Here is a 13,888-nt window from a genome sequence, read left to right on the forward strand (position 1 = left end):
TCGGTCAATGGACCAATATAGCATCGGCTTTCGCGAGAAGCCCGGCCGGTGCCTGAGCCCGACAGCCGGCCGCGCACGCCGTTTCCTCGCGTCATTTCTTCTGACATGCCGCGCAGAAAAAGGTGGACCGCTGTCCCTGCCGCATCGCCTTGATCGGCCCACCACAGACCCGACAGAGCTGGCCTTCTCTGCCATAGACCATGGCGTCGAGTTGAAAGTAACCGCTTTGCCCTTCGGCGCTCGAAAAATCGCGCAAGGTACTGCCGCCCAGGGCCACGGCCCGCTGCAGCACCGACACGATGGCGGCATGCAGACGCGCCGCGCGGGGCTTGCTCAGGCGGTCCGCCCGCAGCGCGGGATGGATGCCCGACATGAACAAGGCCTCGGACGCGTAGATATTGCCCACCCCCACCACCACGTCGCCCATCAGCAGCACCTGTTTGATGGCCGAGCGCCGCAGCTTCAACGCGCGGTGGAAATGCAGCGGATCGAAACCGGCCTCCAGCGGCTCCACGCCCAGACCGCTCAGCAACTTGATGGCGCGCGCATCGTCGAGCGACGGCGCATACACCACGGCACCGAAGCGCCGGGGATCGTGCAGGCGCAGCACACCCTGGCTGGTCGACAACTCGAAATGGTCGTGCACGCCGCGCGGCGGCAGACTGGGCGCAAACTGCAAACTGCCCGACATTCCCAGGTGCAACAGCAGCAAGCCCTCGTCCAGGTGCACCAACAGGTACTTGCCGCGCCGCGCGACCGAACGCACCTGCCGACCCGCCAGCATCGCCGGCTCACAACCCAGCGGCCAGCGCAGGGGTTTGCCCATGAACACGGCATGCACCCGCGCGCCAGCGATGCGGTCGGCAAAGCTGAGCCGGGTCACTTCCACTTCGGGTAGTTCGGGCATGAATCGGGTCTTTCTGAAGATGGCCGGAACACCTGTGCGATCTTGCGATCACACCCGGATGCCATCCGACCCTTCCCATTATCATGAGCCGATGGTGCGACTCGAAGTCGCTTCATAGTCGTCTACATGACGACATATAACGATAGCCCGTTTCCTCTATGGAGAAAGCGGGAAACGTCCCCTGAAATGGGGGCGATTTGTGCAGCCGAAAGGCCCTCTCTCGGCTGCAACAGACGGACCCTCACAAGGGCATCCGAACGTTCAATCTGGCTCCCTCGGGACCAGATTCGTAGCTGAAAAGAGACACAAATCTCCGCTCGGAGGTTGAGTTGCGCCTGTTTTACAAACCGTTGCAACTGACCAAAGACCGGGGTACCGACTGAGCGACACCGCTCAAGGTGTCTTGTTCTCAACCAGAACCACGTCTGGAACGACGTGTCCTCGTCCGCACATGCGTCTGGAGTAATCCGGGGGTGTGAAGCTGCGGATAAACATCCTGAGCCGCAAAGCTCACAGGCCATGCGCGAGCATGGTCCGACCCTCGAAGCAAGCCAGAGGGAGGATGACGAGGAAGAGGGTATGGGAAGCGTAATGTCAACTCACGCTTGAACCGCCGTAATCATGAAACAGCTAACGCTTGTCTCCACCCGCTTGCGGGTGGGAGCTGTGGCCAAAAGGCATGACGCTCGGGAGCCGAAGATCATCGACGGAGGCTCGTTCCCCGATGAGCATCCGGCGGATAGTGAGTCCCTAACCCCATCTGTCGGTCTGCCGACCGACTGGGCACCTTGGGAAACGAGGTAAACCCGATGCACCGCCACAACCCATCCGGGTCGTGGCAACCCGAGCGCAAGCGAGGGCCGTGGTGCAGCGGGCAGAGGACGTGACAAAAAGCGAACGGCTGCCTGTAATGGGTGGCATAGGGGTTCAAGATTTGCCCCGGGGTGAAAGCCCGCTGACTTGTCATAGGCATCTGAGACCGCGCGAGCCGCTCGCGTCTTTCAACAACCGACCCGGAGGGCATCGCCCCTTCGGGGAAGGTGCCTTCAACCGGGTTCTAACCGAACCGGAGAAGGTATGGATTACACCGAAAGCGATTTCGATGCTGCGTCCCCGGACGAGGTGAGCGAATGGCACTCCATTGATTGGAAGGCTGTTCAATACTTCGTAGGGAAAGCGCAAACGAGAATCGCGCAGGCAGAACTGGAGAAGGACTTCCGCAGGGTCAAACGACTCCAACGAAGCCTGATCCGATCCTGGCAAGCCAAGGCATTGGCCGTCAGGAAAGTGACCGACAACCAAGGGAAGCGGACCAGTGGCGTGGACCGCGAACTTTGGGATACGCCGCAGAAGAAGTGGAACGCAATCAGTCGATTGAATCTCGTCGGGTACCGGGCCAAACCGCTGAGGCGGACCTGGATCCCGAAGGCGGATGGAAGGGAACGCCCCCTGGGCATCCCGACCATGCACGACCGAGCCATGCAGGCCTTGTTCCTGCTGGCGCTGGAGCCGGCCGCGGAATGCCACGCCGACCCGAACTCATATGGGTTCAGAAAGGGTCGGTCGACGCACGATGCGCGGCAACAGTTGTTCGTGTCCCTTGCCAAGCAAGCTTCGGCGCGCTGGGTGCTGGATGCGGACATCACGGGGTTCTTCGACCACATCAACCATGACTGGTTGCTCGCCAACGTTCGCATGAACAAGCGGGTGCTCGGGCAGTGGTTGCGCTGCGGAGTGGTGGACAAACAGCAGCTCCAGAAAACGGAAGCGGGAACGCCCCAAGGGGGGATCATCTCGCCGCTGCTGGCGAACCTGACGCTGGACGGGCTCGAAGCGGGTCTCATGCGGTTCTTACAGGACCAAATGGGAACCGTCAAAGTCAAAAAGGCCAAGGTGCACCTGGTGCGGTACGCCGATGATTTCGTGGTGACGAGCGACTCGAAAGAGGTGCTTGAAACCATGGTCCGACCCTGGGTGGAAGCATTCCTGCGCGAGCGGGGATTGCAACTGCACACAGGGAAGACGCGCATCGTGCATATCGACGAAGGGTTTGATTTCCTCGGGTGGAACTTCCGGAAATACTCGGAGAAACTGCTCATCAAGCCGAGCCAGAAGAACGTGAAAGCGTTCTATGGCAAGGTCAGGGAAGTCATCGCAAGACACCTCTCGAAAAAGAAGGCGGTACTGATCGCGAAGCTGAACCCAATCCTGCGGGGCTGGGCTCGATACCATCAAGGCGTAGTGGCCAAGGCGACGTTCACCAAGCTCGACCACCTGATCTTCTGGCGGTTGTGGCGATGGGGGATGCGCCGGCACCCCCGGTGGACCCGAGGCAAAGTATTCCGGCACTACTGGAATCACGACTCGGGTCGCTGGGAATTTGAGGCCACAGTGCTCAACCGATGGAAAGAGGAGATGCGGCTGCGGCTGTACACGCTGGCGGACACGAAAATTGTCCGCCACAAGAAGGTCAAGGGGGAATACAACCCCTTTGATCCTGCATGGGAAGCCTATGGAGAAGGCCTCAAACGCGACAGAATGGTGCAAGCCATCTGGAGCGGTCAGCGGCTGGAACTGTGGATGAACCAGAACGGCAAATGTGCGCACTGTGGAACAGAGATGGACCACGAAGATAGCGGGCTCGACAACCACCACATCGTCCCAGTACGGTTGGGTGGCACGGACAGCTTGCAGAATCGTGTGTTACTACACCCATGGTGTCACCGGCGTATCCACGCCCTAGGTTTGGAGGTAGCCAAGCCGGTCCCAGTACGGGGACTTTAATCTGACAGAAACAGGTAAGGACCGATGCAGTCCTGTGATCCTGCGGAGTTAGAGGTCGTGCATGAGCCGTATGCGTTGAAAGGCGCACGTACGGTTCTCAGGGGGGGATATAGTGGAAACACTATGTCCCTACCCTCCAACACATTGCACCGAACCGCGGCCCTGGTCTTGCTGAGCTTGGCCTTCGGAGCGGCAGCGCAGCCGACCGTGCCAGGCCCCGCCACGGCGACCGAAGCCAAACCCGCTGGCGAACCGGCCTTTATCAACTCCGACCTGAACGCCCCGCTCTTCTACCAACTGCTGCTGGGCGAACTCAACGTGAGCGCGGGCGAGCCGGGTACCGGCTACTCGCTGATCCTGGATGCGGCGCGCAAGCAAAAAAGCCCCGATCTCTACCGCCGTGCGATCGATGTGGCCTTGCAGGCGCGCTCGGGCGACGCCGCGCTGACCGCCGCACGCGCCTGGGCAGACGAAATGCCCAACAGCCCGGAAGCCAAACGCTTCGTGTTGCAGATTCTGCTGGCGCTCAACCGCGTGACGGAGAGCGGCCCGGTTCTGCAAGGCATCCTGCAAAACACATCGGCCATCGAGCGCAACGACGTCATCAACGCCATTCCACAGACCTATGCCCGCGTCACGGACAAAGCCGCGACCGGGACGGTGGTGCGCGAAGCCCTGGAGCCTTGGCTCAAACAACCCGCCCACGCCGCGGCGGCCTGGACCACATTGGGTCGAATGGACCTGGAGCAAAACCGCTTGCCGCAAGCGCTGACCGCGGCACGCGAGGGACACACCATCGACCCCGCCTCGCCCTTCCCCGCCTTGCTGGCGCTGGAGCTGGTGGAACGGGGACAGGCCGACGCGGAAGTGCTGGTGCGCCAGCAACTGGAGGCCAACAAGACGCCTTCCGCCAGCAGTACTGCCGTGGCGCTGGCCTATGCCCGCATCCTGATCGACCAGGAACGCAACAGCGAAGCGCGCACGCAACTCCAGACCCTCACCACGCGCCAACCCGAACTGGCCGACCCCTGGCTGCTGCTAGGGTCCCTTCAAGCGCAAGAAAACGATCTGCCGGGCGCGACCACCTCTCTGGGAAAGTACATGGCGCTGGCGCGAAAGAGTGGCGACGAGCGCACCGCCCGCGGCCTCACCCAGGCCTATCTGTTGATGGCGCAGATCGCTGAAAAGCAGAAGGACTTTCCCGCCGCCAACGCCTGGCTGGACCGCATCGAAAACGCCGAGGACATCATGGCCGCCCAGCTGCGGCGCGCATCGCTGCTGGCCCGCCAGGGGCAGATGCCCCAGGCCCGCGCCTTGCTGCGCAGCCAACCCGAGCGCCGGGTCGAAGACGCTCGCCTCAAGCTCGTGGCAGAAGCCCAGCTGTTGCGCGACTTCAAACAATGGCAACAGTCCTACGAGGTGTACAGCGAGGCGTCCGCCCGCTTTCCGGAAGACACCGACCTGCTCTACGACCAGGCGATGATGGCCGAGAAGGCGGGCAAACTGACCGACATGGAAAGGTTGCTGCGGCGCCTCATCGCAGCCAAGCCCGACTACCACCACGCGTACAACGCCCTGGGCTACTCCCTGGCCGAGCGCAACCTTCGGCTGCCTGAAGCCAAACAATTGATCGAGAAAGCCGTCTCGCTGGCGCCGGGCGACGCCTACATTCAGGACAGCCTGGGCTGGGTGGAGTTCCGCATGGGCAATGCCGCGCGCGCACTGTCCATCCTGCAAGCGGCCTACAACAAGCGCCCGGACCCGGAAATTGCGGCCCATCTGGGCGAGGTGCTCTGGGCGCAAGGTCAGCGCGAACAGGCCCTCAAGATCTGGCGCGAAGGCCTGCTGCTGTCGGCCGACAACGAGACCTTGCAGGGGACCCTGAAGCGCCTGCAAGTCAAGCCATGATGCGGCAGACCCTGGGGCGGCTCCACGCCAGGTGGGCCGTGCTGGTGCTGGCCACCGTGCTCGCGGCCTGTGCAACCACACAGCGCCCCGCGCAGGTGGGCGAAGACGTCTGGAGTGGTCGCCTGGCCCTGCAGATCGACAGCACGCCGCCACAGTCGTTTTCCGCCGCCTTTGACCTGCGCGGCGCACCGGCGGCCGGCGAACTGCAACTGACTTCGCCGCTGGGCAACACGCTCGCCACCGTTGTCTGGACACCCGAGAGTGCCGAACTGCGACAAGGGGGCCGCGTCACCCGGCGTGGCAGCCTGGACGAACTCACGACCGAACTCAGCGGCACGGCCGTGCCCGTCGCCGCTCTGTTCGGCTGGCTGCGCGGCGAGCACGGCGACGTGCCCGGATGGCAAGCCGACCTGTCGCGCCAGGCGGACGGGCGCGTCACGGCCCGGCGCACGGCGCCACTGCCCACCGCCGAACTGCGCGTCGTCTTTCAGCCATGAACGCTGCCCCGCTGAAGCACCTGCTGGACGTGCCGGCGCCCGCCAAGCTCAATCTGTTTCTGCACATCACAGGGCGCCGCGCCGACGGCTACCACCTGCTGCAGTCGATCTTCATGCTGGTCGACTGGTGCGATCACCTGCATTTCGATCTGCGCAGCGACGGGAGCATCAGCCGCGAAGACCTCACGGCCGGCGATCTGCCCGCCGAAGACCTGACCGTGCGCGCCGCCCGGGCCCTGCAACAAGCCACCCACTGCCCGCATGGCGTGCACATCGGGCTGGAAAAGCACCTCCCCGCCGAAGCCGGCATGGGCGGCGGCTCATCGGACTCGGCCACCACTTTGCTGGCGCTCAACCGGCTCTGGGGCCTGGGTTTGAGCCGTGCGCAACTGGCCGCCATCGGCCTGCAACTCGGTGCGGATGTGCCGTTTTTCATCGGCGGGCGCAATGCCTGGGTCGAAGGCGTGGGCGAACAACTCACCCCCGTGGCCATACCATCGGCGCGCTTCGTCGTGGTCAAGCCACCCACCGGCGCATCGACCCAACGCATCTTTGGCTCCGCAGAGCTCAAACGGGACACGAAAACTGCTACAATCCAAGGCTTTGCTGCAAACGATTCGTGTGAAGGCGCAGTGATCGATCTCCAGAAAATTCTGGCCGTCGGACACAACGATCTTCAACCCGTGGCGCAGGCGCTTTGTCCCGATATGGGGCACTGCATTCGGTGGCTCAACAGCCACGGTTTGCAAGGGCGCATGACCGGCTCGGGAACCGCGGTGTTTGCACAATTGCCGCACGCAATGAGTCTGACAGACGCCCCTGGCGAATGGATGGTTCGGAAATGCGGCAACATGGATGCACATCCATTGCTCGACTGGTGCACCGATTAGAATCGGCGGCGCACAGCCCAGGCAGTGGTTGCGCAACCTGCGACGTTTTTTGGTGGTTTGTTCGGCATCACGTTGAACAAGCCTCCTGCGTAGGGGAGTCGCCAAGTTGGTAAAGGCACTGGATTTTGATTCCAGCATGCGAGGGTTCGAGTCCTTCCTCCCCTGCCACCCGTTCACACACAACACGTACTGGAACGGCCATCCCCGGATGGCCTTTTTTGACGGCAATCCCCCGGGGTTGTCGTTCAGATCGCTGGGAACACCATGCAAGTTCAGCCCCCGGATTTCATGATCTTCACCGGCAACGCCAATCCGGTGCTGGCATCCGAGATTGCCCAACACCTGGGCACGCAACTCGGCGCGGCCAATGTGGGTCGTTTTTCTGACGGTGAAGTCACGGTCGAGATCACGCAAAACGTGCGCGCGCGCCACGTGTTCGTGATCCAGTCGACCTGCGCGCCAACCAACGAAAACCTGATGGAGTTGCTCATCATGGTCGACGCGCTCAAGCGCGCTTCGGCCGAGCGCATCTCCGCCGTGATCCCCTACTTCGGCTACGCCCGCCAGGACCGCCGTCCGCGCTCGGCCCGCGTGCCCATCTCGGCCAAGGTCGTGGCCAACCTGTTGCAGACCGTCGGTGTGAGCCGCGTGCTGACCATGGACCTGCACGCCGACCAGATCCAGGGCTTCTTCGACATCCCGGTCGACAACATCTACGCATCGCCGGTGCTGCTCGGCGATCTGCGCCAGAAGAACTACCCCGACGTGCTGATCGTGTCGCCCGACGTGGGTGGTGTGGTGCGCGCCCGTGCATTGGCCAAGCAGCTCAACTGCGACATGGCCATCATCGACAAGCGCCGCCCCAAGGCCAACGTGTCGGAAGTGATGCACGTGATCGGCGACATCGAAGGCCGCAACTGCGTGATCATGGACGACATGATCGACACCGCCGGCACGCTGGTCAAAGCCGCCGAGGTGCTCAAGGAGCGCGGTGCCAAGAACGTGTATGCGTATTGCACGCACCCGATCTTCTCGGGCCCGGCCATTGAACGCATCGCCAAGGGTGACGCCCTCGACGAGGTGGTCGTGACCAACACCATTCCTCTTTCGCAGGCCGCCCAGGCCTGCGGCAAGATTCGCCAACTCTCCGTAGCACCGCTGATGGCCGAAACCATCGCGCGCATTGCTTCGGGCGAGTCGGTCATGAGTTTGTTTGCCGATCAGGACAACCTCTTCTAAGAGGCTGAAGGCAGCAAAAAGTGGGCGGTCTCCATGGTGGGGACGGCTCTTTTGAAACAGAGGCGTTCTGGTCGCGGAACCCCTCCACAGGAGTAAGTCATGCAATTCGTCGCTTTTGAGCGCGCCAAGCAGGGTACGGGTGCGAGCCGCCGTCTGCGCAACACCGGTCGCGCGCCCGGTATCGTTTTCGGCGGTGAAACGCCGGCTTCGACGATCGAACTCGATCACAACGCCCTGTGGCACGCCCTGAAGAAGGAAGCGTTCCACTCGTCCATCCTCGACATGGAACTCGCTGGCACGGTGCACAAAGTGCTGCTGCGCGATGTGCAATACCACCCGTACAAGCCGCAAGTGCTGCACGTGGACTTCCAGCGCGTGGACGACAAGACCCGCCTGCGCAAGAAGGTGCCGCTGCACTTCGTGAACGCCGAGAACTCGCCTGCGGTCAAGACCGACAAGTGCGTGATCAGCCACGTGATGAACGACATCGAAATCGAGTGCCTGGCCACCCAGTTGCCCGAGTTCGTTGAAGTGGACCTGGGCGAAGTCGTCAAGGGTGGCACGATCCACACCGGCGACATCAAGCTGGCCAAGGGCGTGAAGCTCGTCATGCATGGCCGCAAGTCCCTCACCCTGGCGACCGTGGTCGAGCCGGTGGAAGAAGTGGTTGCCGCCGCTCCCGTGGCCGCTGCCGACGACAAGAAGGCCGCCAAGGGCAAGGGCAAGAAATAAGCTGTCCCGGACGCTTGTCTGCCTGAAACGGCCCGCTTCGGCGGGCCGTTTTGCGTTCCGCCCTCCATCCGATAATTCGCCTCATGATCAAACTCATTGCCGGACTGGGCAACCCGGGACCCGAATACGAACACACGCGCCACAACGCCGGCTTCTGGTGGGTGGACGAGGCCGCTCGCCTGCTCAAGGTTTCGTTGCAGATGGAGCGTGGGCATTTTGGTCTCGTCGCCCGCGCCAGCGTGGCGGGTCAGAACGTCTGGCTGCTGGAGCCCCAGACCTTCATGAACGTCTCGGGAAAATCGGTCGCATCGCTCGCGCGCTTTTTCAAGATCGCGCCCGAAGAGGTGCTGGTGGTTCACGACGAACTGGACTTGCCACCCGGCGAGGCCAAGCTCAAGAAGGGCGGCGGGCACGCGGGCAACAACGGCTTGCGCGATATCCACGCGCAACTGGGCAGCGCGGACTATTGGCGCCTGCGCCTGGGCATCGGGCACCCGGGCAACAAGAACGAGGTGGCCAACTGGGTGCTGAAGAAGCCTTCACCGGACGATCGCATCGCCATTGCACAAGCCATGGACCGATCGCTCAAAGCCCTGCCCCACCTGATCGCTGGCGAGATGGACAAGGCGACCGCGCTGATCCACACCAGCAAGCCCCCGCGTCCGAAACCGCCTCGGCCCGCTGCGGCAGCGCCTCAGGTCGAGGTTGGGGGTGTTGAAGCGTCGCCGGCCGACGACAAGGGCTGACCCGCGCTCTGCAGGCGCTGGTACTTCTGCCACAGGGTCTCGCGCGATTCGATGTGGTCCGGGTTGACCGGGATGCACTCTACCGGGCAGACCTGCACGCACTGCGGCTCGTCAAAGTGCCCGACGCATTCGGTGCAACGTGCCGGGTCGATCTCGTAGATCGACTCGCCCATATAGATAGCCTGATTCGGACACTCGGGCTCGCACACATCGCAGTTGATGCATTCGTCGGTGATCAGCAGAGCCATCGCAGCCGCTCCTAGGCTTGCAAGGGCCGGGGCTTGAGTTGCTGTGCCACAACCCCACTCACCATTTGCGAAATGTCACCACCGAGCTGCGAGATTTCACGCACCAGCGTGCTGGAAATGCACTGCAACTCGGCCTGCGGCAGCAGAAACACCGTTTCCACCATCGCGTTCAACTTGCGGTTCATCGCCGCCATCTGGGCTTCGTAGTCGAAGTCGGTGAGGTTGCGGATGCCGCGCACGACAGCGGTGGCGCCGTGCTGGCGGCAGAAGTCCATGATGAGGCCGTCGAACGGCAGCACACGCACCCGCCCCGGCAGGCGCGATGCGGTTTCGGCGGCCATGTCCAGCCGCTCCTGCAGCGTGAAGCGGGTCTTCTTGTGGTGCGCGATGGCCACCGCGATGATCACTTCATCGAACAGCAACGCGGCGCGGCGCGCCACGTCCTCGTGGCCCAGGGTGATGGGGTCGAAGGTGCCGCTGTAGACCGCCACGCGGCCTTGGTCGCCGGTTGAAGCAAGGGCTGAATTCATGCCGAAGATTATGCGCGAGGGGCCCCGCGCCGCGCTTCACTGCACCGGCAATGGCCGCAACAGATGAAAGGCCACCACACCGGCCTTGCCTTGGCGGTGCACTTGCAGGCCAATCTGGGCGAGTTCGTCTTCGTTCCACACACGTGGGGCTTCCAGGTAGATCCAGCCATCGCCTCGCACCGCCTGGCGCGCGGCGCTCAGTGCGGCCACGTACAACGTCTCGTTCTGACCATCACCAAACGGCGGGTCCAGGAACACCACATCCAGCCCCTGCCCACCCCGCTGGCGCAGCGCGGCCACACCGTCGCCCCGTTCCACGCGCACGCTCGTGGCCTTGAGCTGGGTGGTGATGCGGCTCAGGTTGGCCAGCAAGGCGCCATCCTGCTCCACCAGCACCACCTCGGCCGCGCCACGGGAGGCGGCTTCCAGGCCCAGCGCGCCGGTGCCGGCGAAGGCGTCCATGCAGCGCCAGCCGCCCAGGTCCTGCCCCAGCCAGTTGAACAAGGTTTCGCGCACGCGCGATGGCGTGGGGCGCAGGCCCGGGCTGTCGGCCACGGGCAACCGGGTGCGCTTCCACTGGCCGCCGATGATGCGCACCTCGTGCGGTGCGCTTGCGCTGGAGCGCGGGACTTTGGGGGTTGGTTTCTTCATGGAAGCCGCGAGCTTACGCGCTCACACATTCTCAGGGCTGAGCGCCCACGACCACCGTGACCATGCGCTCGGGCTGCAGCACGCGGGCGAAGGCGCGCCGGATGTCCTCGACGCGCAAGCGCTCCACCTCCTGCGTCCAGGTCTCCAGGTAGTTCAGGGGCAGGTCGTTCCAGGCGATGTTGGCCACGTTGTCGAGCAACTTGCGGTTGCTGTCCAGGCGCAGGGCTTCGCCATTGATGAGAAAGTCCTTGGCGGCCTGCAGCTCGGCCTCGGTCGGACCCTGTGCGACAAAGGCGCGCACCACGTCACGCACCACATCCACTGCCTGCGCGGCCTGGTCGGGGCGCGTGCTCATGCTGATCTGGAACGACCCGGCCTGGCGACCCGTCATGAAGAAGCTGGAGATGCCGTAGGTGAGGCCGCGCTTCTCTCTCACTTCATTCATCAGGCGCGAGACGAACCCGCCCCCGCCGAGCACGTAGTTGCCGACGTACAGGGCCAGGAAGTCGGGGTCGGTGCGCGGCACGCCGGGCTGGCCGATCAGCACCTGCGCCTGTGCGGCGGTGAAGGGAACACGTTCGTTCACGGCTTTCGTCAGCGGTTGCACCAGGGGCAGTTCCGGCAGCGCGGGGCACCCGTGGTCCTGCACCGCGGCCATGAGCTGGCCGACGATGCGATCGGCCTGGGCGCGATCAATGGCGCCCACCATCGACACCTGCGCGCGGCAGCTCGCCACGTGGCGGCGGTAGAAGGCGCGCATGTCGGCCACGGAGATCGCGTTGTACGTCACGGCCTCGGGCCGCAGACCGTAGGGATGCGCGCCGTACACGGCCTTGGAGAACGCGCGGCTGGCGTGGGTCCCGGGGCGGTTTTCCGATTCCTTGAGCGCCGCGAGCAGGCGTTCGCGGTCGCGCTGCCACACGCGCTCGGGCCAGGCCGGCCCGGCCAGCTGGCGCGCCGCCAGGGCCACGGCCCGCTGCAGCAGATCGGGCTCGGTGAGGCTGCGCAAGCTCACGCTGAAACGGTCGGCGGTGGTCTGCGCACCGAACTGCGCGCCGAGGTCGGCCCAGGCTTCGCTGAGCTGGTTTTCGTCCAGGGCGGGCAGCCCGGGTTGCGCGGTCACGCCGGCGGACAGCAAGCCCGCCGTGACGCCGGCCAGCCCGGCGCGATCCACCGTCTCGCGGCGGCGACCGCCATCGAAATCGATCTGCACGTCGAGCATCGGAATCGACGGGCTCGGCACGAGGTGCACGCGCGCGCCACTGCTGTGCGTCCAGCGTTCGATGGGAATCGTGGCGTGGGCCGCCGTGACCACCACAACGGCAAGCGGCCATGCCAGCAGAACGGGGCGGGCAATGTGTTTGAACAAGGCGAACAAGTGCTTCATGGGGTGTGGCCGCATCAGTGGCGCGTGATCGCAGGGCGCGGGCCCGTGCTGGGGGCCGGCGCAGCTTCACGGCGCGAAGGATCGGGCACGAGCACGCCAGTGGTGAGTTGCTCGTCGGAAAAATAGCGCTGCGCCACCGACTGCACCTGCGCGGCGGTGACGGCGCGCAAACGCGCGATGAGCCGGTCGCCCGTGTCCAGGCCCAGGCCCTGGATCCAGTAGCCGCCGAGTTCGCGCGCCTGGTAGGCCACCGAATCGAGTTTGTAGATTTCGCCCGCGGTCCACTGCGTTTTCACCCGCCGCAGCTCCGCCTCGCTGATGCCCTCTCGGGCAATGCGGTCCACCTCGGCCTTGAGGGCGGCCGAGACCGCATCGGTCGTCGCGCCGGCCGCGGGCACGCCCGTGAGCATGAACAACTGCGGCCCTCGCCCCATGAGGCCGTAGGAAGAGCCGGCGCTGTCGGCAATGCGTTTGCCGCCCGCCGTGCCTTGCACCAGCGCGCGGTCCAGCCGCGCGCCGTCGTAGCCATCCAGCACGGCCGAGAGCACGGACAGCGCGAGCGCATCGCGGTCGGTGTCGTTGTCTTCGTCCGCACCACGCCACTGGGGCACCTTGTACGCCAGCGCGACCATGGCCTGGTCGGCCACGGCGCGGTAGTCGAGGCGGCGCGGCCCGACCTGGGCAGGTTCCTCGCGCGGTTTGCGCGCGGGCACCGCGCGCGAGGGGATCGACCCGAAATGTTTTTCGGCGAGCGCGCGCGTCTGCTCGACGTCCACATCGCCGGCTATCACCAGCGCCGCGTTCGCCGGCACGTACCAGCGCTGGTAGAAGGCGCGCACGTCGTCGGGTGTCATGGCATCGAGGTCGCTCATCCAGCCGACGTTCGGCCTGCGGTACGGGCTGGCCTGGTAGACCATGGCACTGAGCGCCTCGAACATGCGCGCGCGTGGCGATTCTTCGGTGCGCTGGCGCCGCTCTTCCTTGATGACCTCGATCTCGCGCTTGAATTCGTCGTCGGGCCACTGGTTGCGCGCAAAGCGGTCGGCCTCCAGCTGCATCGCCGCGTCCAGGCGGCGCGACGGCACCTGCATGTGGTACGCCGTGGCATCGCGCATGGTGAACGCATTGTCGATGCCGCCGATGGCGGCCACGCGGCGCGAGAACTCGCCGGGGAGCACATCGGGCGTTCCTTTGAACATCATGTGCTCGAGCGCGTGCGCCACGCCGGTGGTGCCGTCGACCTCGTCCATCGAGCCCACACGCACCCACAGCATCTGCACCGCGGTGGGTGCGCGCCGGTCGGGCCGCACGATGAGCGTCATGCCATTGCGCAGCGTGAAGCTGCGGGCCTGGTTGTCCTGGGTGGGGG

The 13,888-nt window shown here is 64.5% G+C and carries 13 protein-coding genes and 1 tRNA gene; 8 read left to right on the forward strand and 6 right to left on the reverse strand.

Annotation, left to right across the window (positions count from 1 at the left end; genetic code table 11):
- Positions 1-91 precede the first annotated feature (91 nt).
- Positions 92-907 (reverse strand): bifunctional DNA-formamidopyrimidine glycosylase/DNA-(apurinic or apyrimidinic site) lyase, encoded by an 816-nt coding sequence (gene mutM, locus FFS09_RS26665; RefSeq protein ID WP_137921952.1) that lies wholly within the window; start codon positions 905-907, stop codon positions 92-94.
- Between the two features lie 1,077 nt (positions 908-1,984).
- On the opposite strand from mutM, the gene ltrA reads away from it, so the two are divergent.
- The 8 genes from ltrA (at position 1,985) to pth (ending at position 9,703) form a co-directional block, all read left to right on the forward strand.
- Positions 1,985-3,691, forward strand: coding sequence for a group II intron reverse transcriptase/maturase (gene ltrA / locus FFS09_RS26670; protein WP_137921953.1), 1,707 nt, complete (start codon positions 1,985-1,987; stop codon positions 3,689-3,691).
- Positions 3,692-3,814: 123 nt separating this feature from the next.
- Positions 3,815-5,599, forward strand: a complete 1,785-nt coding sequence (locus FFS09_RS26675; protein WP_137921954.1) for a tetratricopeptide repeat protein — start codon at positions 3,815-3,817, stop codon at positions 5,597-5,599.
- Positions 5,596-6,096, forward strand: a complete 501-nt coding sequence (locus FFS09_RS26680) for a lipoprotein insertase outer membrane protein LolB (protein ID WP_137921955.1) — start codon at positions 5,596-5,598, stop codon at positions 6,094-6,096. Before FFS09_RS26675 ends, FFS09_RS26680 begins: the two co-directional genes overlap by 4 nt.
- An 11-nt stretch (positions 6,097-6,107) precedes the next feature.
- On the forward strand, positions 6,108-6,986 hold the full coding sequence (ispE, locus tag FFS09_RS26685) for a 4-(cytidine 5'-diphospho)-2-C-methyl-D-erythritol kinase (RefSeq protein WP_137921964.1): 879 nt from the start codon (positions 6,108-6,110) through the stop codon (positions 6,984-6,986).
- Positions 6,987-7,077: 91 nt separating this feature from the next.
- A tRNA-Gln gene (locus tag FFS09_RS26690) sits at positions 7,078-7,154 on the forward strand.
- Positions 7,155-7,250: 96 nt separating this feature from the next.
- The gene (locus tag FFS09_RS26695; RefSeq protein WP_137921956.1) at positions 7,251-8,225 is read left to right on the forward strand and encodes a ribose-phosphate pyrophosphokinase; all 975 of its coding nucleotides are present in this window, start codon (positions 7,251-7,253) and stop codon (positions 8,223-8,225) included.
- A gap of 99 nt (positions 8,226-8,324) precedes the next feature.
- On the forward strand, positions 8,325-8,957 hold the full coding sequence (locus tag FFS09_RS26700; protein ID WP_137921957.1) for a 50S ribosomal protein L25/general stress protein Ctc: 633 nt from the start codon (positions 8,325-8,327) through the stop codon (positions 8,955-8,957).
- A gap of 83 nt (positions 8,958-9,040) precedes the next feature.
- Positions 9,041-9,703 (forward strand): aminoacyl-tRNA hydrolase, encoded by a 663-nt coding sequence (gene pth, locus FFS09_RS26705; protein ID WP_137921958.1) that lies wholly within the window; start codon positions 9,041-9,043, stop codon positions 9,701-9,703.
- On the opposite strand, the gene FFS09_RS26710 is transcribed toward pth, so the two are convergent.
- The 5 genes from FFS09_RS26710 to FFS09_RS26730 are packed head-to-tail and all read right to left on the reverse strand — an operon-like array spanning position 9,652 to position 13,853.
- Positions 9,652-9,951: a YfhL family 4Fe-4S dicluster ferredoxin gene (locus FFS09_RS26710; RefSeq protein ID WP_137921959.1), complete on the reverse strand. Its 300-nt coding sequence runs from the start codon at positions 9,949-9,951 to the stop codon at positions 9,652-9,654. The two genes, pth and FFS09_RS26710, sit on opposite strands and share 52 nt — an antisense overlap.
- Positions 9,952-9,962: 11 nt before the next feature.
- On the reverse strand, positions 9,963-10,481 hold the full coding sequence (gene coaD / locus FFS09_RS26715) for a pantetheine-phosphate adenylyltransferase (protein WP_137921960.1): 519 nt from the start codon (positions 10,479-10,481) through the stop codon (positions 9,963-9,965).
- Positions 10,482-10,517: 36 nt separating this feature from the next.
- Positions 10,518-11,132: a 16S rRNA (guanine(966)-N(2))-methyltransferase RsmD gene (gene rsmD / locus FFS09_RS26720; RefSeq protein ID WP_137921961.1), complete on the reverse strand. Its 615-nt coding sequence runs from the start codon at positions 11,130-11,132 to the stop codon at positions 10,518-10,520.
- Positions 11,133-11,163: 31 nt separating this feature from the next.
- A complete protein-coding gene (locus FFS09_RS26725) occupies positions 11,164-12,519 on the reverse strand; it encodes a M16 family metallopeptidase (protein ID WP_137921962.1) in 1,356 nt (451 codons plus the stop codon).
- 14 nt (positions 12,520-12,533) lie between these two features.
- The gene (locus FFS09_RS26730) at positions 12,534-13,853 is read right to left on the reverse strand and encodes a M16 family metallopeptidase (protein ID WP_502703761.1); all 1,320 of its coding nucleotides are present in this window, start codon (positions 13,851-13,853) and stop codon (positions 12,534-12,536) included.
- Between the last annotated feature and the right edge of the window lie 35 nt (positions 13,854-13,888).

The sequence above is a fragment of the Hydrogenophaga sp. 2FB genome (assembly GCF_005503365.1).
Lineage (GTDB): Bacteria > Pseudomonadota > Gammaproteobacteria > Burkholderiales > Burkholderiaceae_C > Hydrogenophaga.

Excerpts from the sequence above, each read along its gene's own strand:
- pth (WP_137921958.1), top strand. The coding sequence starts at position 9,041 with ATGATCAAACTCATTGCCGGACTGGGCAACCCGGGACCCGAATACGAA.
- FFS09_RS26710 (WP_137921959.1), bottom strand. The coding sequence starts at position 9,951 with ATGGCTCTGCTGATCACCGACGAATGCATCAACTGCGATGTGTGCGAG.
- FFS09_RS26695 (WP_137921956.1), top strand. The coding sequence starts at position 7,251 with ATGCAAGTTCAGCCCCCGGATTTCATGATCTTCACCGGCAACGCCAAT.
- FFS09_RS26680 (WP_137921955.1), top strand. The coding sequence starts at position 5,596 with ATGATGCGGCAGACCCTGGGGCGGCTCCACGCCAGGTGGGCCGTGCTG.
- FFS09_RS26725 (WP_137921962.1), bottom strand. The coding sequence starts at position 12,519 with ATGAAGCACTTGTTCGCCTTGTTCAAACACATTGCCCGCCCCGTTCTG.
- ltrA (WP_137921953.1), top strand. The coding sequence starts at position 1,985 with ATGGATTACACCGAAAGCGATTTCGATGCTGCGTCCCCGGACGAGGTG.
- mutM (WP_137921952.1), bottom strand. The coding sequence starts at position 907 with ATGCCCGAACTACCCGAAGTGGAAGTGACCCGGCTCAGCTTTGCCGAC.
- rsmD (WP_137921961.1), bottom strand. The coding sequence starts at position 11,132 with ATGAAGAAACCAACCCCCAAAGTCCCGCGCTCCAGCGCAAGCGCACCG.
- FFS09_RS26675 (WP_137921954.1), top strand. The coding sequence starts at position 3,815 with ATGTCCCTACCCTCCAACACATTGCACCGAACCGCGGCCCTGGTCTTG.
- coaD (WP_137921960.1), bottom strand. The coding sequence starts at position 10,481 with ATGAATTCAGCCCTTGCTTCAACCGGCGACCAAGGCCGCGTGGCGGTC.
- FFS09_RS26700 (WP_137921957.1), top strand. The coding sequence starts at position 8,325 with ATGCAATTCGTCGCTTTTGAGCGCGCCAAGCAGGGTACGGGTGCGAGC.